A 17897-nucleotide genomic window follows, 5' to 3' on the forward strand; every position below is an offset into this window, starting at 1 on the left:
ATTAAGGTAATAGCATGAGCAACGAATTAAAAACTCAAGTTGTTGTACTAGGCGGTGGTCCTGGTGGTTACTCTGCGGCTTTCCGTGCTGCTGACTTGGGCTTAGAAGTTACATTAGTAGAATCTCGTGAAACATTAGGTGGTGTATGTCTTAATGTTGGTTGTATTCCTTCAAAAGCACTTTTACACGTAGCTAAAGTGATTGATGACGCTGCAGAAATGTCATCTCACGGTGTTACTTTTGGCGCTCCGCAAATTGATTTAGACAAAATTCGCTCTTGGAAAGAGTCGGTTGTTGGCCAGCTTACTGGTGGCTTAGACGGCATGGCTAAGATGCGTAAAGTTAAAGTTGTACCAGGTTACGGTAAGTTTACTGGCAGCAACACTTTAGACGTTGAAGGTGCTGACGGCACAACAACTATTACATTTGATAATGCAATTATTGCTGCGGGTTCTAAACCTGTAAGCTTACCGTTCATCCCAGAAGATGACCGTGTAATTGATTCAACGGGCGCATTAGAGCTTAAAGACATTCCAGAGAAGCTACTTGTTTTAGGCGGTGGTATTATCGGTCTTGAAATGGGTACTGTTTACCGCGCATTGGGTTCTGACATTGATGTTGTTGAGTTTGCAGACCAGTTAGTTCCGGCTGCGGATAAAGATATCATCAAGATTTACCAAAAATACGTAAGCAAAAAATTCAATGTTATGCTTTCAACTAAAGTTGTTGGCGTTGAAGCGAAAGACGATGGCTTATACGTTACTTTTGAAGGTAAAAATGCACCAGCTGAACCAGTACGTTACGACAAAGTACTTGTTGCAGTAGGCCGTACGCCTAACGGTAACTTGCTTGATGCTGATAAGGCAGGTGTTAATGTAGATGAGCGTGGCTTTATTAATGTTGATAAGCAACTTAAAACAAACGTAGACCACATTTTTGCGATTGGTGACTTAGTTGGCCAGCCTATGCTTGCGCATAAAGCGGTACATGAAGGCCATGTTGCTGCTGAAGTTATTTCTGGTCAGAAGCATTTCTTCGATCCTAAATGTATTCCTTCAATTGCGTACACTGACCCAGAAATCGCGTGGGTAGGTGTTACTGAGAAAGAAGCAAAAGAGCAAGGCTTAAGCATTGAAACTGCAGTATTCCCGTGGGCAGCATCAGGTCGCGCAATTGCATCTGCTCGTACTGAAGGTTCTACTAAGCTTATCTTTGATAAAGACAGTGGCCGTGTAATCGGTGGTGCTATGGTGGGTATTAACGCAGGCGAAATGCTTGGCGAAATCGGCTTAGCAGTTGAAATGGGCGCAGACGGTGAAGATTTAGCACTTACTATTCATGCTCACCCAACATTGAACGAGTCTATTGGCCTTGCAGCTGAAATTTTTGAAGGTTCAATCACTGATTTACCAAACAAAAAAGCGGTTAAAAAGAAGAAGTAATTTAACTTTTTAATTTAGTTTTTAAAAACCCAGCTTTTGCTGGGTTTTTGTTTTTATAGCCGCCAATTAAAAATAAATAAAACAAAACTAGCTTTTGTTGGTATCGTTTTTTATTTTGAGCTGATAGCTGATAGCTGATAGCTGATAGCTGATAGCTGATAGCTGATAGCTGATAGCTGATAGCTGATAGCTGATAGCTGATAGCTGATAGCTGATAGCTGATAGCTGATAGCTGATAGCTGATAGCTGATAGCTGATAGCTGATAGCTGATATCTATTCCCTTTAATTTTAGCTACAATACGCGCCGATCAAATTTAAGGTAATTAATCACTGTGGCCAACTCTTTTAAAAACTCAGTTCTGGCATTACGCGCTCAGCAAATAAGTGAGTCTCGCCGTGAATTCAATGCGCGAGGCGGTAAATTAGATCGCTGTGAGCAGTGCCTAATAGCCAAACATTACTGTATTTGTAAAGGTGTTGAGTACGCTCAGTGCGGTGCTGCTGTATGTTTACTAATGTACCATAACGAAAGTTTTAAGCCGTCTAATACAGGACGATTAATTGCTGAGATTGTTCCTGATAACTATGCATTTAGATGGGATAGAACAGATCCCGATTCTGCTTTTTTAGCTTTAATAAACGATCCTCAATATCAACCGATGGTCGTGTTTCCTGCTGAAGACGTAGAAGAAGGTAGAGCGATTACTGAAGTGAATATTGAATCAGGTAAAAAGCCACTTTTTATATTTTTAGATGGTACGTGGCGCGAAGCTAAAAAAATGATCCGTAAAAGCCCTTATCTAGATAACTTGCCTGTATTGTCTGTTACTGCTGATAAACTATCTGATTATCGCTTACGTGTAGCGCCTCATGCGCATCAACTTGGTACTGCTGAAGTAGGCATTATGGTGCTTGCTCTGGCTGGTGAAGCTGAAGCATCTAAAAAATTAGAAAATCACTTTATAAAGTTTCGCGATGCATACTTATTAGGTAAGCGAAATAAAGGCAGGCCAGCAGTATAATACCAATACGCAATAATACTTAATCATTTTGCAGGGCTAAAGGTATCGCTACCTGCAATAAAAAATCCTCATTTACGATTGCATGGATGCAGAAAGTAGAGCAATGCAGGAGCAATTGCCGAGAACAACTAAATAACGAATTTTTTGCCTAGCTATCAACACGTTTTTCCAGTCTCAAAGTAGATCACTTAATTAAGCTAATTGGTATAATTAAGCTAATTGGTATAATTACTGAATTTTGGGCAAAGAAAAGCGCGCTCTATCTCTAGGCGCGCTTGCGGAATCTTCTAATTTTTTTGCATCCTGCAATTGAACTTAATCAACTCCAATTTTCACTAATCCATGTTTATTACTATATTACTTTTTAGTTCTATGTAATTTAGGCTATCCGGGCCTGTATCCTTTAAATCCTAAAACATCCTGTATGGTAAAAACTATTACCGGTCCTTCTTTGCACTTACTTGTGCTTCCATGTGTTAATCAATCCGTTGTGTTACCTAAAAGGCCTGTCCATTTATTCCTACATCCTGTTAAACAACTTAATCCTCAGTTGCTTCCTTTACGTACCATCCTGATACTATCCTTTGTGCAACAATCCATTGCGATACTCATCCTGAGCCTGTCCTAATTTCCGTGTTGTCCGTAGTAACCTAATCATTGGTTGTTCGAGTAAGCAGTCCATTTCCTTTTACTCGATAAGCATCACTGCTTGGTTGATGTAGTAATTATAATGGCTAACCCTAAGTAAAGTAGGATATAAACTACATTAAACTTCCTTTAATACAATTGTAAGTTTTTAAAAATACATTTAAAACAAAGCGTTAAGCTTTAACTACTGTTTTTTTATAACGTTTTTTACTCATTAGCTGCCATATCCGTGAGATATGTCTTACGCGCAATTTCCTTTTTGGGCGTTATTTACATATTTACATTTATTTAAAGTGTGCACTTTTTAGCTGATCACGGTAGAATTCTTTGATAATAATTACTATTTAGGTGAAGTAATGAAGAAAGCTTTAGCACTGTGTTTGGGGTTAGTTACGTCTATGCCAGCCTTGGCAAGCGATGTGGTTAATATTTATTCTTTTCGTCAGCCATTTTTAATCCAGCCAATTTTAGACGATTTTACAAAGCAAACAGGTATTAAAACCAATGTTGTTTTTGCTAAAAAAGGGCTAATTGAACGTGTAAAGCGTGAGGGAAAGCATAGTAAAGCCGATTTAGTTTTAACATCTAACTTTAGTGCGCTTATTCAGCTTGAGGATTTAAAGCTAACGCAAACGATTAAAAGTGACCGCATTAATACAAATGTACCAGCGGCGTTTCGTGATGGCGATGGCCAATGGGTTGCACTTACCAAGCGTGTGCGTAATGTATATTCATCTAAAGAGCGACTTGGAGCATTACCTGAGCTCACTTACGAAGATTTAGCAGACCCTAAATACCAAGGACAAATTTGTACACGCTCTGGTAAGCATCCGTATAATTTGGGTTTAGTGGCTTCGATGATTGCACACCATGGTGAAGAAAACACAAAATCATGGCTAGAAGGTGTTAAGGCTAACTTAGCTCGTAAGCCACAAGGTAACGATAGAGCGCAAGTAAAGGCGGTTAAAGAAGGCTTGTGTAATTTAGCGCTGGGTAACAGTTACTACCTTGGTAAAATGTTGGAAGATGATTTACAAAAAGCATGGGCTGAGTCTGTTAGTATTAACTTTCCTAACCAAACTAACCGAGGTTCACATATTAATGTGTCGGGTGCGGTTATTACTAAGTATGCTAAAAACCCTAAAAACGCTTTAAAACTCATAGAATACATGACCGATGATAAAGCACAAAATATGTACGCTTCGGTTAATATGGAATATCCGGTTAAACTAGGTGTTGAGATATCAAGTTTGGTTGCCTCTTGGGGAAGCTTCAAAGAAGACAGTTTACCACTTGATGAAATTAGTAAATATCGTCCGTTAGCACTTAAGTTAATTGATGAGGTGAAATTCGATCTTTAATGAATTCTCAATTTAAGCTGTCGAAATGGCAGCTATTTTCGTGGGCAACAGGCTTAATACTGTCGGCCCCGGTGTTTTTTCTATTACTTGAATCCTTACAAGGCGACTCTGAGGTGTTTTCTCACCTTTGGAATACAGTGCTGTGGGATTATATTTTAAATACGGTACTGCTTGTTGTTGGTGTGTCTGTGCTTAGCTGCGTTATTGCGTTACCGCTTGGCTGGCTCACTGCGTATTGTCACTTTCCTGGTAAAAAGCAATTTGAATGGGCACTTATGCTGCCACTTGCTATGCCGACCTACATAATTGCTTATGTTTATACCGACTTACTTGATTACGCAGGCCCTGTTCAAATAGCCCTCAGAGAGTGGTTTGGCTGGCAATCCCCTAACGATTATTGGTTTTTTGATATACGCACTTTACCTGGTGCAATAGTCATGATTGCCTTAGTGCTTTACCCATATTTGTTTTTAATCTTTAAAACGGCTCTTCGTGAACAGTCATTTAAGTTAGTGCAAGCCAGCCAACTAATGGGCTTGTCTCCTTGGCAGAGCTTTTTTAGGGTGAGTTTAGTGCTTTCGCGTGGGGCTATAGTCGCGGCACTTGCACTGATTAGTATGGAAACCATGGCTGACTTTGCAACCGTTAGTTATTTTGCCGTAAGTACATTAACGACTGCAGTTTACGATACGTGGTTTGGTTATTACTCATTAACAGCGGCTGCCAAAATATCGGGTGTCATGCTGCTACTTCTATTTTTAGCATTAATGGCCGAACGCTTTAGTCGCCGCAAGCAAGCCGTGTTTGAGCGCCAATCAGGTGTTAATAGTGAGTCGTTATATATTCTAAAAGGTAAGTCAGCATGGTTAGCTACATTATTTTGTAGTGCTATTTTAATCCTTGCGTTTATTATTCCTATTACTGTGCTTTTGAGTTATGCAATTACTTACTTTGATAAGGCATGGAATGCCGCATTTTTTAGCTACGCGTGGCAAAGCTTAAAAGTGGCAGCAATAGTGAGTGTTGCAACTATTGTATTGAGTATCTTTGTGGTGTTTTATCAACGCGTAGCAAAACAAACATATCCTTTAATACCAGGTCGGTTAGCAAGTACAGGTTATGCGCTACCAGGTACTGTGCTTGCAATTGCGGTGTTACTGCCGCTTACTTTACTAGAAAACTCTATTAATACAGCGCTAGAGCCCTATAACTTAGATATAGGTTTATTACTTACAGGCAGTATTTTAACCATCATACTCGCTTATGTTGTGCGTTTTTATGCCATTGCTCATGGTGCAATAGAGTCAAGCTTTGTACGGATCAGCCCCTCGCTCGATATGGCCAGCCAATCTATGGGTAAAAGCTTAGGGCAAACACTGCGTTTAGTGCATTTACCTTTACTACGAAGAGGGTTACTGACCGCTGCGTTATTAGTGTTTATTGAATGCATGAAAGAACTGCCAGCAGCTTTGCTGTTGCGACCTTTTAACTTTGAAAGTTTAGCGACACATGTTTTTCAGTACGTGAGTGATGAGCAATTAGAGCTTGCGTCTATATCTGCATTATTTATTGTTATTGTTGGGTTTATACCTTTGTATTTTATTAACCGTTCTATGGAGCAGCGCAGTTAAATGAGTAGTTTAATTTTACAAGGCGTGAGCTATCACTACAGTGCCACGCAAGTGTTACATAATTTAGATTTAACGGTTGGTAAGGACGAAATAGTTTGCTTACTTGGTGCCAGTGGTTGTGGCAAAACAACAACATTAAAAGCAATTGCAGGGTTAATAGAGACTAATCAAGGTAGTATATTTATAGATGGTAAGCTTGTAAGTGACGAGCAATCGTTTGTCTCACCAGAGCATCGTAATATAGGAATGATGTTTCAAGATTATGCGTTGTTTCCGCACCTTACAGTGGCCGATAATATTGCGTTTGGGCTAAACAAAACAAATAAAGAGCAAAAGCGCGCGCGTGTTGAGGAAATGCTTAAGTTGGTGCACTTAACCGGCTGTGCAAAACGTTTTCCACATCAGCTCTCTGGTGGGCAGCAGCAACGTGTAGCTATAGCGCGGGCACTGGCTTATAAACCTAGTTTATTATTGCTCGATGAGCCCTTTTCTAATATTGATACGCAAGTGCGTTTTGAGCTTATTGCTGATATCCGTCGCATTATTAAAACGCAGCAAGTGTCAGCTGTATTCGTTACGCACTCAAAAGAAGAGGCCTTTGCTTTTTCAGACACGCTTGCCATTATGCATAGAGGTAAAATAGCTCAGCAGGGCTCACCAGAAGCGCTTTTTGCTATGCCAAAGTCAAAGGAGGTTGCAGAGTTTCTGGGTCAGGGCATATACTTAGACGCACAAGCATTAACAGCAACTGAATATAATACGGCGTTTGGTGTCGTTAAATCGCAAGTTGCGCATACGCACAAAACTAAAAATGGGCAATTATATATTCGCCCTCATCAAATAGAGTTAGCGTGTAAAAATTGCGATGAAAATGGTCAAGCTATTACTATTTTAAGTCGTCGATTTATTGGCTCTGCTTATGTTTATAGTGTTGTAATTGCAGAGCAAGAGATTGAAGTTGCTGCACAATATGGCCAGTCATTTGAGAAAAATGAACAGGTTATTATAAAAATAAAACCCCACACGGTGAATTTTTTCGAATCATAATCAATGTGTTATTCGCTGTGTTATATAAAAAGCTAAGGAATAACAATGGCGCAAGCGCAGTCTGGGATTTGTGCTGAAGCAAACTTACATGGTTTGCACCTATTTTTTAATGTATTTGACGCTCAGGACGAATCGTTGCGTGCAAAACTCAAACGAGTTAGCGCTATTGAGGAGGAGTTTAGCGATCAGTTCTCGGAGTCTATGCTTTCGTGCATGGTTGCTATTGGCGCCCAGTATTGGCCGCATATTTTGCCTGAATATATCCCTAGCGAACTACAAAGCTTTCCTAATATAAACCATAGCGATTTTGTTATGAGTGCCCAGCCATGTGATTTATTTATTCAAATACGCTCAGACCGAGAAGACGTTAACCATTTATTTGCGCTACAAATTTTAAAGTTATTTGCCCCTGATGTTGAGTTGGTGGAGCAAATTCGTAACTTTCGCTTTTTAGATGGTCGTGACTTTAATGGTTTTATTTATGGAGGCAACACGCCACATGGCAGGCAAAAGCGTGCAACTGCTTTAGTTAATAAGCCAAATAGTTTTGAAGATCAGGGCAGTTATATTCATGTGCAGCGTTTTAAACACGACCTAACTGTATGGCAGCACTTATCACTGAGCGAGCAAGAGCAAATTATGGGGCGTACGCGTTTAGATAATACACTCATTGAGCCAGCTATTAGCACTAGTCATGCATCGCGAAGTGAATTAAAAGATGAAAATGGTCATGCGTTATTACTCAATCAAAGCATGCCTTATGGCGATGTTTATGAGCAAGGAATGCTAAGTATTACTTGCTCTGCATCGGGTGGTGCGTTTGAAAAGGTACTTACGAGTCGCTTAGGGACAGGGGAGTGTTATGACCATTGGCTTGATTTTACTCAAGCCGATATGGGGTCTGCGTTTTTTGCACCCTCAATTGGTTTTTTAAAGCAGCTTTAAACCGTATCAAATAAAATACGAACGCGCTCCAGCGTAATGTCTATTTCTGATATTTTTGCTGGAGCAATAAATATGGTGTCATCACCTGCAATAGTTCCTAAAACACCATCCGCTTTACCTAATGAGTCCAGTAAACGTGCAATTAATTGTGCAGCCCCAGGGCTTGTCGTGATGATAATCATCATTTCATTATGCATAATATCAATTACAAGCTGACGCAGCGGGCTTTTAGCTGTTGGTACACCCATTTCGGCCGGTAAGCAGTAAACCATTTCTTGCTTTGCGTTACGTGTACGTACAGCACCAAACTTGCTTAACATACGCGACACTTTACTTTGGCTTATATTGTCAAAGCCTTGTTCTTTTAGAGCATCGACTATTTCGCCTTGAGAGCCAAAGTTTTCTTCTTTTAAAAGGGATTTAAACGCTTTAACTAACGCTTCTTGTTTATCTTGTGGTTGCATAGTCTTTATTCATTTTTATTATTTATAATGCAAATTCTACACAAAAATGAATAATTATGCAGCAGTTGTTTAGTTAACTTGCCAGTTTGATGCGATAAACGAGCAAAGTTTACAACTATGGTCGAAAATATACCTGAAATAAGCAGGATAAATTTGTTTTTAGTCGCTAATTTCATTATCTTAAGAGCCACAAATATTTCCTACCTCAAATTACGGAGAATTCCAATGAAAGTTGCTGTATTAGGTGCTGCAGGCGGTATCGGTCAAGCGTTGTCTTTATTATTAAAAACAGGCTTACCAGCTGGCTCTGAATTATCACTTTACGATGTTGCACCAGTAGTACCAGGTGTTGCTGTTGATCTTTCTCACATCCCAACAGATGTTAAAGTTGCAGGCTTTGGCGCAGACGATTTAAATAAAGCGCTTGAAGGTTCTGATATCGTACTTATCCCAGCGGGTATGCCACGTAAGCCAGGTATGGATCGTGCGGATTTATTCAACGTAAATGCCGGCATCATCAAAACATTAGCTGAAGGCATTGTTGCAAGCTGTCCTAAAGCGTTTGTAGGTATTATTACAAACCCAGTAAATGGCACTGTGCCAATTGTTGCTGAAGTATTTAAAAAAGCAGGTACTTACGACGCTAAACGCGTATTTGGTATTACTACACTTGACGTGATTCGTTCAGAAGCTTTTGTTGCTGAACTTAAAGGCGTAGACGTAGCAACTGTTAAAGTACCAGTAATTGGCGGTCACTCAGGCACAACTATTCTTCCTCTACTTTCTCAAGTTGAAGGCGTAAGCTTTACTGATGAAGAAGTAGCTGCACTTACTCCACGTATCCAAAACGCAGGTACTGAAGTTGTAAATGCTAAAGCGGGTGGTGGTTCTGCTACATTATCTATGGGTGCTGCTGCTGCGCGTTTTTGTATGTCTTTAGTTAAAGGCCTACAAGGTGAAGACGTAGTAGATTACGCATATGTTGCTGTTGAAAATGGCGATGCAGAGTACTTTGCTCACCCAGTACGTTTAGGTAAAAACGGCGTAGAAGAAATTCTTTCTTACGGCGAGCTAAGCGCATTTGAAGAAAAAGCTAAAAACGATATGCTTGAAACACTGAAAAAAGACATCAAAGAAGGTGTTGATTTCATGGCGTAATAGCCAATTGAGTATAAAAAAGCCTGCATTTGCAGGCTTTTTTGTTGCTCGAGATTTGTTTACTCTTAATCAAAATTAAGATGCATACTAAGGTTAGTGATCCCGGTCAACGGCTATACGGGCTAAGCTGACTAATGCTTGTTTGTATTTAGATTCAGGTAAAAAGTCTAAGCAAGCAATCGCTTTATCGGCTTCAAGCTCTGCTTTTTGCATTGTAAACTCAAGCGCATTGGTTTGTTTGAGCGTAGATAAAATCTCTTCTAAATGCTCCATACCATTACTGTGTTCAATAGCATTACGAATTAATTGTGTTTGATGTGTATTGCCATGTTGCATTGCATATATAAGTGGCAAAGTTGGCTTACCTTCGGCTAAATCATCACCTATATTTTTACCTAATTGATCAGCATCTGCATTGTAATCAAGTACGTCATCAACAAGCTGAAAAGCAGTACCTAAATGCATACCGTATAAATTAAGTGCTTCAAGTGTTGATTGATCTTGCTCGGTAATAATTGCAGCTAGGCCTGTAGCAGCCTCAAATAATTTAGCTGTTTTAGAATAAATAACCTGCATGTAGCTAGCTTCGGTAGTATCGGGATCGTTACAATTCATTAATTGCAGTACTTCGCCCTCAGCTATAATGTTAGTTGCATCCGCTAGGACCTGCATAACCTGCATTTTACCAAGGCCAACCATTAGCTGAAAAGAGCGAGTATAAATAAAGTCACCCACAAGCACGCTAGCTGCATTACCAAATTCAGCATTTGCTGTAGGTGTGCCTCGGCGTAAGTTAGACTCATCTACAACGTCATCGTGTAATAGCGTTGCGGTATGAATAAACTCAACAATTGTTGCAAGCGTAATATGATCTTTGCCCTGATAGCCTAAAGCTCTGGCAGCTAATATAGCCAGCATTGGACGCACGCGCTTACCACCGCTGTTTACAATGTATAAACCTAGTTGGTTAACTAACGCCACATCTGAGCGCATTTGCGCATGTATAAGTTGATTGACGTCATTCATATCGCTTTCGATTAACGCCTGGATAGCTTTTATATCCATTGATCTCCGAGCCAATTTTTATGTGTGAACGGCGCAGATTGTACAACAAAAAATGCACTAGCTCGATATTTTGTGACGATTGATTGAAAAAACACTATTAAAGTACTTAATTTAGACTGAATTAGCCAAGATAACTGTTTAATTGATAACCAAATCGCAGTGTCAGTTACGATTAGTTATTGTACTGTTGACGGGTTGTTTGCCTACATAAAATAATTTTAAGCAAGGGCTAAAAAGCGCTTGGCAAAAGGCCTAATTAATATAAAATGGGGGAAATATTGAATTGCTCTCAATGCAGCTACTTTTTATTCATTTTAATTACAAAATAGGCTTGCTAGTTATTTCGCGTTAGCGTAAACTTCGCGCCCTATCGAAGAATATTTTAGTTGCGTCGATTTGAGGGCGCACAGACGGAGTTAATTATGTACGCGGTTTTCCAAAGTGGTGGTAAACAGCATCGTGTGACTGAAGGTCAAACGATTCGTCTTGAAAAATTAGACGTTGAAACTGGTGCGGCAGTAGAATTTGATTCAGTACTTTTAGTTGCTGATGGTGAGAAAATCGAGATCGGTGTACCGTTCGTAAACGGTGGTAAAGTAACAGCTGAGGTTGTTTCACATGGTCGCGGTGAGAAGATTAAGGTTGTTAAATTTAGACGCCGTAAGCATTCTCGTAAGCAAATGGGCCATCGTCAATGGTTCACTGAAGTTAAAATCACTGGCATTAGCGCTTAATTAGAGGTACTTAGAAATGGCACATAAAAAAGCAGCTGGTAGTACTCGTAACGGTCGCGATTCAGAAAGCAAACGCCTAGGTGTTAAGCGTTTTGGTGGCGAATCAGTTCTAGCGGGTAGCATCATTGTTCGTCAACGTGGAACTCGTTTCCACCCTGGCGCAAACGTAGGTATCGGTAAAGACCACACTATCTTCGCAAAAGCAGATGGTAAAGTTCAATTTGAACAAAAAGGTCCTTTAAACCGTAAATACGTAACTATCGTAGCTGAGTAATCAGTAAGGTAGTTAAAAACCCCGCCTTTGCGGGGTTTTTTGTTTTGTAGTCCAGTCAAATATATACCCAAGCCTGCATTTGCGTTGGCTTGGGTATATAATAGAGTTATTAAACAAGCCAATCCCTAAAGTGAGTAATCATGAAGTTTGTAGATGAAGTAGAAATCCGCGCAGAAGCTGGAGACGGTGGCAGCGGCATTGTGTCTTTCCGTCGTGAAAAATATGTACCAGATGGTGGACCTGATGGCGGTGACGGTGGAGACGGTGGTAGTGTTTATCTACAAGCTGATGAAAACTTAAATACCCTAATTGATTATCAATTTGAGCGTTTTCATAGAGCTGAACGTGGCACAAATGGTCGAAGCCGTAACTGTACAGGTAAAAAAGCCGACGATTTATTTGTTATGGTACCGGTTGGTACACGAATCATGGATGTTGACACCCAAGAGGGACTAGGTGATTTAACTCAACATGGTCAAAGAATATTGGTTGCAAAAGGTGGTTTCCACGGCTTGGGGAATGCACGTTTTAAATCAAGTACTAATCGTGCTCCTCGTCAAAAAACATTAGGTACACCGGGTGAAGTACGTAACTTAAAACTAGAGTTACTACTATTAGCCGATGTAGGCCTACTTGGCTTGCCAAATGCCGGTAAATCTACGTTTATTCGTAGTGTATCTGCAGCACGCCCTAAAGTAGCTGATTATCCATTTACGACGCTTATTCCTAATTTAGGTGTTGTGCGTCCAGAAGCTAACAAGTCATTTGTTATAGCAGATATACCTGGATTAATTGAAGGTGCATCTGATGGTGCTGGCTTAGGTATTCGTTTCTTAAAGCATTTAGAGCGTTGTCGCGTGCTATTGCATATTATTGATGTAATGCCAGTGGACGGTTCCAACCCTGTAGATAATGCATTTGCCATTATTAATGAGTTACACCAATACAGCCCTAAACTCGCAGAGAAGCCGCGCTGGTTAGTATTCAATAAAATTGACTTATTACCAGAAGACGAAGCACAAGCGTTATGTACAGCTATTGCAGAAGAGCTAGGCGAAACTGAAAATATTTATAATATTTCAGCAATTAATAAGCTACACACTCAGCCATTAATTCACGACATCATGACACTTCTAGATAGTATGCCTAAAGAAAAGTTTGTACAGGTTGAAGATGAAGAAGTTGAATTTAAGTGGGATACCTATCATGAAAAAGCCACCAAAGGTAAAGGCAATGATGATTGGGACGACTGGGATGAAGATGATTACGACGTAGAAGTTGTCTACGAGCGCTAATAAAACTGAATTTATTAAAAAGGAGCTTATGCTCCTTTTTCTTTGTTTAAGAATAAAGTACTAGGTATTTAATATGATAATTTCTATGATCGCTGCAATGGCAAACAATCGTGTAATTGGCCTCGATAATAAAATGCCATGGCATTTGCCTGCTGATTTACAGCACTTTAAAAGAGTGACAACGGGAAAACCTGTGATCATGGGGCGTAAAACGTTTGAGTCAATTGGGCGTCCTTTACCCGGTCGTCGAAATATTATTATTACGCGTAATAACGAATATAGCGCACCAGGCATTGAAACAGTAACTACGCCAGAGGCTGCATTAAAACTGGTTAGTGACGTTGAAGAAGTAATGATTATCGGCGGCGGAAATATTTATCAACAGTTTTTAGAAAAAGCTGATCGCCTATATTTAACCTTTATAGATTTGGATGTAAAAGGGGATACTCAGTTTCCTGATTATAATAAAATAGCTAATTGGCATATCGAAGAAGAAGTGAAAAATCTTCCTGATGAGAAGAATAAATCTAGTTATAAATTCGTAACTTTATACAAAAAACGTTAACATTATTGCGTAAATTTTGGTGAGTTGGTACAATATTAAACAGTCGATATAAGAAAAAAGTACCATAAAGGGTTTGTCATGTTTAAATTACCAAAGCTAGCTGTACTTACTGCTGTTGTAGCTGTAAGTTCGTTTTCGTATACAGCACCTGTAAACGCTGAAGATCAATTAGCGGTATCTATTTGTGAGTACATTGCTGCAGATGATAAAAACCGATTACGTAGTAAGCTTAAAAGCTCTCGCGTAAAAATTCGTAACATTTATGATGCAGTACAGTGTAATGGTAATAACTTGCTTCGCCATGCTGTTGCTAGTAACGCAGTTGATACTGGTGAGTATATAGTTAAAAACCTATCTAAGAGCTCGCTTTCTGATGGTGCAGACATCTCATGGGCTGAAGGCAATCACGCTGGTTCACCCCTTATAGCTGTAATTAAAGACCGCGCAGGACTTTAATAAACTATTTTTAAAAGCCGTGTTTAGTACGCGGTTTTTTATTGCCAAAATATTAAAAGCCGATATTGCTCATGCAATATCGGCTTTTTAGTGTGGTTTTTACCAGTCAGCTTAATTAAGTGATCTATTTTAGGTAAGAAAATCGTGTCGGTAACAAGGCAAAAATTTCGTTATTTAGTTGTTCTCGGCAATTACTCCTGCATCGCTCTACCTTCTGCATCCATGCAGTCGTCAATGAGAAATTTTTAACGTAGTTAGCGACAGATTTAATCTCTCAAATTGATTAAGTCTTATTGCAGATTGCTATTATTTACTCTTCAATGAATGGTTCGCCTTCTTTCATCCACTTTGCAGCTGGTTTGCCTTTTAAGTAATGATCAAAGTACTGCATCATACGTACTGAAAAATCGACCTGATTAGGAAATTTTTTCAGGTGATGTGGTTCACCTTCATACTGTAAAAACGTAGCGTCTTTACCTGCTCTTCTTAGTGCTAAGTAGTACTGTACGCCTTCGTGCCAAGGCACTGCATCGTCTTTATCGCCAAACATAATTAAAATAGGAGTATTTACTTTATCAGCAAAAAATACTGGTGAGTTTTCTATGTACAGCTCGGGTGCTTCAAATAAGTTTTTACCTATACGGCTTTGCCCTGTTTCATATTGAAATTGACGCGCAAGGCCCGACTTTAAACGTATGCCACTGTAGGCACTGGTCATATTTGATACTGGCGCACCGGATACAACCGCTTTAAACATATCTGTTTGAGTGATCATAAATGCACTTTGATAACCCGCCCATGAATGCCCTTGTAGGCCTATTTTATCAGGGTCGGCTATACCTAAATCTATTAATTTTTGGGTGGCGTTAATCATGGTTTGCGTTGAAGATTTACCCGGGTGGCCTATTTCAAAGCGAATATCAGGTAAAAATACAGCGTAGCCGTTTGAGGTAAACATAGGGAAATTAGGGCGATGGTTTAGCTCCATTTTAGGAAAATCATACATACGCTGGCTCATGTAGCGATAAAAGTACACAACAACCGGTACTTTATCGCCTTTTTTATAGCCAGCAGGTTTGATTAACACGCCTTGTAAATCTTCGCCATCAAAGCCTTTATAGCTTATTAGCTCTGGCTTTTCGCCCCAGGCAAAATCAGCTGTTTGTGGGTTTAAGTTAGTCACCTTTTTAGGCGCTGAAAAGCTAAAATCAGTTTGATAGTAATCAGGGTATTGTTGGTAGCTTTGCTCAGTAAATACATATTTATTGGCATGTTTTGCTTTTTTTACAATATCAAAGCGCTTCTGGCCATTAAGAACGTTGGTAATTGTATTTGAGCCTAAATCGAGTTTAGCAACTTCACTTTGCTTTGTTTGTAAATTAATAGCGGATACGAGTAATGTATCGTTTTGTTCAAAGCCGACTTGGTTTTTATCAAGTTTAATAACTCGGTATTGAGTATTACTTTGCTTGCCATTGGTTAAACGCTCAGCCTGTTGAGTGTCCACATCAAATGCCCAAATATCATATTTGCTATAAGCGAGCACTTTACTGCTGTCGTTCATCCAACCTGCAAAACCATACCCAGGTTGTGTAGAAGGGTAGTCGTGTTTATCATCGGCAAAAGTTGCCTGAATGGCTTTGGTAAGCGCGGTTACTTTGTTATTTTTTAAATCTTTTAGCTGTATTTGGCTATCACTAAAGTAAGCTGCAAATTCACCGCTAGGTGCAAGGCTTGGCCTAAAAGGAGAGTTGCTAATAATAGGTGTTTGTTTACCTGTACTTATATTTACAGCAAAGTAATCAGCAAAGAAGCCTCCGTACATTATTTTTTTTAAGTAAGGAATATTAGATGAGCCCAGTAGCGATTCACTTCGCTCAGGATTAAGTGCAAGCTCTGGCATTGTTTCGTTACTAAGCTGCACAACTTTTTGCGAGTTAACATGATACACGCCACTGTAATGGCGGTTTTTATTAACTGCATTCCACTGCTGCTCTTCGCGTGGCTTTATTTGTGCATCGTTATTATGCCAAACATTCAGCCCTTTATACTCACGAATCGTGTCAAAGTCGTAAAGTGAGGCTTCATCTGTGTATTCTTTAGCTTTTACTTTAACTGCAAGCTTAGGGTGGTTTTCAAAATATAAGCGTTCGCCGTTTTCTGACCACACTAGCGATGCCGTTTTACCTATAACCCATTCTTTATTTGGTGAATCTATTGTTGATAGCTGCTCATTTTTATATAGCTGCAAGCTATAATTTCGACGGCGAGTATCATCATTTACATAATTGCCCAATGTAAATGCAACAATATTTTTTGTAGGGTGCCACGCTATGGTATTAGCAATAACACCGGGCTCATCAATTAGTGTGCTGATAGTAAAGTTATTTAACTCAACGAGTGTAACTTGGTTATCATTACCGTCGCTGTAGCTTTGGCTAACGAGTAGTTGATTACCCATAGAGTTAATGGCGTAGCTGAATACGTTATCTATAGTGTGGCTTCGTTTATCGGCTAAATTAACAATAACGAGCGGATAAGTTTTATCTTTTTGATCAGGCGTTATAGCACTTTTATCTTCATTATCGCTTTGCTCTACCTTTGGCTCATCGTCTTTTTTATTTAAGCGATAGGCAAGCCAAGTGCCGTCATCAGATAATTTATAATCTTTTATATCATCAAAATTTTGCTGCTCAGCTGTTTGAGTATTAACGAGTATTAAGTTATTTTTTAGCGTTTCTTTTTTCTTAGTGGTTTCTTTTTCAAGGAGTGTAGGTACTTGAGTAAAGGCTACCCAGTTTGCTGCCTTATTGATGTAGGGCTTTGTGCCGCGTTCTATTTGTGCAATAAGTTTATTTTTTTGAAGTGAATAAACTTCGCCGGTAGCATTACCTCTATATGGCGTTGCACTAAAAGTAAGTACACGGCCATCGTCAGATAGCTGCGTGTTTTTAGCCGATTTAAAATCAAATACATCTTTAAATTGCAGTGATTCTTTTGCGTAAATACCAGTGCTGGCTAAGCTAGCAACAAGTGCTGAACTTAGTAAAGTGAGCTTTTTTTTCATTATAGGTTCTCGTATTGTGACATTATTTCATTGTAACGAGTTTGGCTCACAATTCGAGCGGATCAGATAAATGGCAGCTCAATACGACAAAACGACCCGAAGGTCGTTTTTTTGTGTTTAATTGAGTAAAACTAAAGCCAGATTTTTTGTAATTCGGGCCATTGTTTTTCAAATTGTACACTAGGCTTTGCTTTAAAGTCGCTTCGTACAAATTGATTCATTTTGCCCTCAACGTACGCAAGCAAAAAGTTAGCAAGCGTAAGCTCATCGCTTTGGAAGGTTTTGCCTTCGCGCAGTTTTCGCTCGCGTAGTACTTGTTTAAACTGAGTTTCTAGTTTTTCAAACAAACCTTGTACACGTTCACGTAGGCGCTCTTGTTCACCTTGTAATGCATCGCCGGTCAATATGCGAGTAATCCCCGGATTTTTTTCAGCAAAGGTGAGGAGTAATAATAAAATGTTGTAAATACGTGTCTGGCTTTCTTTTTCGTTTTCTAAAATAAGGTTAATGCGCGACAAAAGTGTGTCTTCAATAAACTCAATTAGGCCTTCAAACATACGTGCTTTACTAGGAAAATGACGGTAAAGCGCTGCTTCAGAAACGCCTACTTCAGCAGCAAGCTTTGCTGTGGTAATTCGTTGTCCTGGGCTGGTTTCTAACATTTGTGCGAGTGCTTGCAGTATCTGCTCTTTGCGATTACTTCTTTTTGTCGCAGGCATGAA

16 protein-coding genes are annotated in these 17897 nt (G+C 39.5%); 12 read left to right on the forward strand and 4 right to left on the reverse strand.

Annotated features, from left to right (window positions below):
• Positions 1 to 14 precede the first annotated feature (14 nt).
• The 6 genes from lpdA (at position 15) to ATS74_RS13565 (ending at position 8097) form a co-directional block, all read left to right on the forward strand.
• Positions 15 to 1442: a dihydrolipoyl dehydrogenase gene (gene lpdA, locus ATS74_RS13540; RefSeq protein ID WP_058549410.1), complete on the forward strand. Its 1428-nt coding sequence runs from the start codon at positions 15 to 17 to the stop codon at positions 1440 to 1442.
• Between the two features lie 333 nt (positions 1443 to 1775).
• Positions 1776 to 2465 (forward strand): tRNA-uridine aminocarboxypropyltransferase, encoded by a 690-nt coding sequence (locus ATS74_RS13545; RefSeq protein ID WP_058549411.1) that lies wholly within the window; start codon positions 1776 to 1778, stop codon positions 2463 to 2465.
• Between the two features lie 1004 nt (positions 2466 to 3469).
• Positions 3470 to 4474 (forward strand): Fe(3+) ABC transporter substrate-binding protein, encoded by a 1005-nt coding sequence (locus ATS74_RS13550; RefSeq protein WP_058549412.1) that lies wholly within the window; start codon positions 3470 to 3472, stop codon positions 4472 to 4474.
• Positions 4474 to 6105 carry an ABC transporter permease gene (locus ATS74_RS13555; RefSeq protein WP_058549413.1) on the forward strand — a complete coding sequence of 544 codons (1632 nt, stop codon included), beginning with the start codon at positions 4474 to 4476 and terminating at the stop codon, positions 6103 to 6105. The genes ATS74_RS13550 and ATS74_RS13555 overlap by 1 nt, the downstream gene beginning before the upstream one ends.
• Positions 6106 to 7152: an ABC transporter ATP-binding protein gene (locus ATS74_RS13560; protein WP_058549414.1), complete on the forward strand. Its 1047-nt coding sequence runs from the start codon at positions 6106 to 6108 to the stop codon at positions 7150 to 7152.
• Between the two features lie 45 nt (positions 7153 to 7197).
• On the forward strand, positions 7198 to 8097 hold the full coding sequence (locus ATS74_RS13565) for a Dyp-type peroxidase (protein ID WP_058549415.1): 900 nt from the start codon (positions 7198 to 7200) through the stop codon (positions 8095 to 8097).
• Here ATS74_RS13565 and argR read toward each other — a convergent pair.
• Complete coding sequence (gene argR / locus ATS74_RS13570) at positions 8094 to 8561, reverse strand: transcriptional regulator ArgR (protein ID WP_058549416.1); 468 nt, start codon at positions 8559 to 8561, stop codon at positions 8094 to 8096. The two genes, ATS74_RS13565 and argR, sit on opposite strands and share 4 nt — an antisense overlap.
• Positions 8562 to 8786: 225 nt before the next feature.
• On the opposite strand from argR, the gene mdh reads away from it, so the two are divergent.
• Positions 8787 to 9719, forward strand: a complete 933-nt coding sequence (gene mdh / locus ATS74_RS13575) for a malate dehydrogenase (protein WP_058549417.1) — start codon at positions 8787 to 8789, stop codon at positions 9717 to 9719.
• A gap of 93 nt (positions 9720 to 9812) precedes the next feature.
• On the opposite strand, the gene ispB is transcribed toward mdh, so the two are convergent.
• Positions 9813 to 10784, reverse strand: coding sequence for an octaprenyl diphosphate synthase (gene ispB, locus ATS74_RS13580; RefSeq protein WP_058549418.1), 972 nt, complete (start codon positions 10782 to 10784; stop codon positions 9813 to 9815).
• Positions 10785 to 11206: 422 nt separating this feature from the next.
• Between ispB and rplU the strand changes: the two genes are divergently transcribed.
• The 5 genes from rplU to ATS74_RS13605 all read left to right on the forward strand — a co-directional run bounded on the left by rplU (position 11207) and on the right by ATS74_RS13605 (position 14108).
• Entirely contained in the window at positions 11207 to 11518 is a 312-nt protein-coding gene (rplU, locus tag ATS74_RS13585; RefSeq protein WP_004587921.1) for a 50S ribosomal protein L21, read from the forward strand.
• Positions 11519 to 11534: 16 nt separating this feature from the next.
• Positions 11535 to 11792, forward strand: coding sequence for a 50S ribosomal protein L27 (gene rpmA, locus ATS74_RS13590; RefSeq protein ID WP_008114963.1), 258 nt, complete (start codon positions 11535 to 11537; stop codon positions 11790 to 11792).
• A gap of 140 nt (positions 11793 to 11932) precedes the next feature.
• Positions 11933 to 13087, forward strand: a complete 1155-nt coding sequence (gene cgtA, locus ATS74_RS13595; RefSeq protein WP_058549419.1) for an Obg family GTPase CgtA — start codon at positions 11933 to 11935, stop codon at positions 13085 to 13087.
• 73 nt (positions 13088 to 13160) lie between these two features.
• Positions 13161 to 13652: a type 3 dihydrofolate reductase gene (folA, locus tag ATS74_RS13600; protein ID WP_058549420.1), complete on the forward strand. Its 492-nt coding sequence runs from the start codon at positions 13161 to 13163 to the stop codon at positions 13650 to 13652.
• Between the two features lie 78 nt (positions 13653 to 13730).
• Positions 13731 to 14108, forward strand: a complete 378-nt coding sequence (locus tag ATS74_RS13605) for a DUF3718 domain-containing protein (RefSeq protein ID WP_058549421.1) — start codon at positions 13731 to 13733, stop codon at positions 14106 to 14108.
• Between the two features lie 310 nt (positions 14109 to 14418).
• Here the strand turns inward: ATS74_RS13605 and ATS74_RS13610 are convergent, their stop codons facing one another.
• On the reverse strand, positions 14419 to 17175 hold the full coding sequence (locus ATS74_RS13610) for a S9 family peptidase (RefSeq protein ID WP_058549422.1): 2757 nt from the start codon (positions 17173 to 17175) through the stop codon (positions 14419 to 14421).
• A gap of 131 nt (positions 17176 to 17306) precedes the next feature.
• Complete coding sequence (gene slmA / locus ATS74_RS13615; protein ID WP_058549423.1) at positions 17307 to 17894, reverse strand: nucleoid occlusion factor SlmA; 588 nt, start codon at positions 17892 to 17894, stop codon at positions 17307 to 17309.
• Between the last annotated feature and the right edge of the window lie 3 nt (positions 17895 to 17897).

It is taken from the genome of Pseudoalteromonas sp. H103, assembly GCF_001469205.1.
Classification (GTDB): domain Bacteria; phylum Pseudomonadota; class Gammaproteobacteria; order Enterobacterales; family Alteromonadaceae; genus Pseudoalteromonas; species Pseudoalteromonas carrageenovora.

Excerpts from the sequence above, each read along its gene's own strand:
- folA (WP_058549420.1), top strand. The coding sequence starts at position 13,161 with ATGATAATTTCTATGATCGCTGCAATGGCAAACAATCGTGTAATTGGC.
- ATS74_RS13610 (WP_058549422.1), bottom strand. The coding sequence starts at position 17,175 with ATGAAAAAAAAGCTCACTTTACTAAGTTCAGCACTTGTTGCTAGCTTA.
- cgtA (WP_058549419.1), top strand. The coding sequence starts at position 11,933 with ATGAAGTTTGTAGATGAAGTAGAAATCCGCGCAGAAGCTGGAGACGGT.
- ATS74_RS13565 (WP_058549415.1), top strand. The coding sequence starts at position 7,198 with ATGGCGCAAGCGCAGTCTGGGATTTGTGCTGAAGCAAACTTACATGGT.
- ATS74_RS13605 (WP_058549421.1), top strand. The coding sequence starts at position 13,731 with ATGTTTAAATTACCAAAGCTAGCTGTACTTACTGCTGTTGTAGCTGTA.
- ATS74_RS13555 (WP_058549413.1), top strand. The coding sequence starts at position 4,474 with ATGAATTCTCAATTTAAGCTGTCGAAATGGCAGCTATTTTCGTGGGCA.
- mdh (WP_058549417.1), top strand. The coding sequence starts at position 8,787 with ATGAAAGTTGCTGTATTAGGTGCTGCAGGCGGTATCGGTCAAGCGTTG.
- slmA (WP_058549423.1), bottom strand. The coding sequence starts at position 17,894 with ATGCCTGCGACAAAAAGAAGTAATCGCAAAGAGCAGATACTGCAAGCA.
- rpmA (WP_008114963.1), top strand. The coding sequence starts at position 11,535 with ATGGCACATAAAAAAGCAGCTGGTAGTACTCGTAACGGTCGCGATTCA.
- lpdA (WP_058549410.1), top strand. The coding sequence starts at position 15 with ATGAGCAACGAATTAAAAACTCAAGTTGTTGTACTAGGCGGTGGTCCT.
- rplU (WP_004587921.1), top strand. The coding sequence starts at position 11,207 with ATGTACGCGGTTTTCCAAAGTGGTGGTAAACAGCATCGTGTGACTGAA.
- argR (WP_058549416.1), bottom strand. The coding sequence starts at position 8,561 with ATGCAACCACAAGATAAACAAGAAGCGTTAGTTAAAGCGTTTAAATCC.
- ATS74_RS13560 (WP_058549414.1), top strand. The coding sequence starts at position 6,106 with ATGAGTAGTTTAATTTTACAAGGCGTGAGCTATCACTACAGTGCCACG.
- ispB (WP_058549418.1), bottom strand. The coding sequence starts at position 10,784 with ATGGATATAAAAGCTATCCAGGCGTTAATCGAAAGCGATATGAATGAC.
- ATS74_RS13550 (WP_058549412.1), top strand. The coding sequence starts at position 3,470 with ATGAAGAAAGCTTTAGCACTGTGTTTGGGGTTAGTTACGTCTATGCCA.